Genomic DNA, 2,073 nt, shown 5'->3' on the forward strand with positions numbered 1-2,073 from the left:
CCCGCCGCTCCCGAACAAGACCATTCCGCGGATCCCGACCAGCCGCCCCCCGCTCAGACGCCCGACGGCCATGTGCTGTTGATCATCGAGGACGACGCGCGCTTCGCCCAGGTGCTCGCCCGCCTGGCGACGGAACGCGGCTTTTCCCCGGTCATCGCCAACGACGGCCGCAGCGGACTGGAGCAGGCACGCAAGCTCAAGCCGCATGCGATCACGCTGGACCTGCGCCTGCCGGACACCGACGGGCTGACCATCCTCGAAGTGCTGAAGCGCTCACCGGCGACCCGCCACATCCCGGTGCACGTGGTGTCCGCGTCGGACGAATCCATGGAGCCGCTGCAACATGGCGCCATCGGCTTTCTGCCCAAGCCGGCGACCAAGGCCGACCTGCTCAAGGCGCTGGCTGCGCTGGAGAACGTGCGCGAACAGGCCGCCCGCCGCGTACTGGTGGTCGAAGACAATGCGTCGAGCCAGATCGCGATTCGCGAACTGCTGAGCAGCGACGATGTGGAGATCGTACCGGCGCATTCCGGGGCCGAGGCTTTCCGGCTGATGAAGAACGAGCACTTCGACTGCGTCGTGCTGGATCTGTCACTGCCGGACACGGACGGCCTGGAGCTGATGCGGAAGCTCAAGGCGGACGAGAGCTTCCAGCACCCGCCTGTGGTCGTCTACACCGGCCGCGACCTGACCCGCGCCGAGCACAAGGAGCTGTCGCAGCTCGCACAGTCCATCGTCGTCAAGGGCGCCGAATCTCCGGACCGGCTGCTGGACGAGGTCACGCTGTTCCTGCACAGCGTCGAATCCAAGCTGCCGGAACAGCAGCAGGAAATTCTCCGCCGCACGCGCAGCCAGGACCCCTCGTTCCGCGGCAAGAAGCTGCTGATGGTCGACGACGACCTGCGCAACGTCTTCGCGCTGTCGGCGGTGCTGCGCAAGGCCGGGTTCGACATCGTCTTCGCCGACAACGGCGAGCTGGCTCTACAGCGATTGACCGAACACGACGACATCGACGCAGTGTTGATGGATGTGATGATGCCGGTGATGGACGGGCTGGAAGCGACGCAACGCATCCGTCAGATGCCGGGCTTCGAAACCATTCCCATCATCATGCTCACCGCCAAGGCCATGCAGTCGGACCGGGAGGAATGCATCGAGGCAGGCGCCTCGGACTACATGAGCAAACCCATCGATGTGGACCAGTTGCTGGCGGCGTTGAAACTCTGGCTGAGCAGGTCATGAATCCGACCAACACGACACCGGGTGATTCCTCGGATCACCCGGCCGGCGGGCCGCTGCCGGCGGTCCTCGTCGTCGATGACATCGAGGCCAACCTGGTCGCGATGAAGCGGGTGCTGAAGGACCTGGACATCTCGATTTCAACCGCGCAGTCGGGCCCCGACGCGCTCGCCCTGGTGATCCGACAGGAATTCGCCGTGGTGCTGCTGGACGTGCGCATGCCCGGCATGGACGGGTACGAAACCGCCGAGGCCATCTTTCTGGCCAACCCCGCCGCGCCGCCGCCGATCATCTTCGTCACCGCGGACGATCGCTCCGAAGAGCGCATGCTCCAGGGCTACGAGAGCGGGGCGATCGATTTTCTCTACAAGCCGATCCAGGAGCGGCTGCTGCGCTCCAAGGTGCGCATCCTGACCGACCTGCACCGCCAGCGTCAGGAGCTCAAGCTCATGACACTGGCGCTTTCCGAGGCGAACCGCCGCGCCACCTCACTGCTGGAAGCCGCGTCGGAGGGCATCGTGGGCGTGGACCCCGATGGGGTGATCACCTTCGCCAATCCGGCCGCGGGAGCCTTGCTGAAGACCCAGGCCGACCACCTCAAGGGCATGCCCATGCAGGCGTTCATCGCGGCCTCCGAACTCATCCCCGAAGGCCGGCCCTGGGTCGAGACACCGCTGGCCGAGGCGGTTGTGCTCGAAGGCTCCGCCCGCGACAGGAACACGACACTCCGCGGCGCGGACAACCGCCCGTTTCCTGTGGAGATGGGCGCGACCACGATCAGCGATGCCGGGCACGTCAGCGAGTTCGTCCTGGCGTTTCATGACATCTCGGACC

General features: G+C 65.9%; 2 protein-coding genes. Both read left to right on the forward strand.

What is annotated here, in order from left to right:
* Window positions 1-1,242, forward strand: a 1,242-nt coding sequence (locus tag ABNS06_RS14525; RefSeq protein WP_348675314.1) for a response regulator, incomplete at its 5' end; no start/stop codon positions are given.
* Window positions 1,239-2,073, forward strand: an 835-nt coding sequence (locus ABNS06_RS14530; protein WP_348675315.1) for a response regulator, incomplete at its 3' end; no start/stop codon positions are given. The genes ABNS06_RS14525 and ABNS06_RS14530, both read left to right, overlap by 4 nt.

The organism is uncultured Abyssibacter sp. (assembly GCF_964000955.1).
GTDB lineage: Bacteria > Pseudomonadota > Gammaproteobacteria > Nevskiales > OUC007 > Abyssibacter.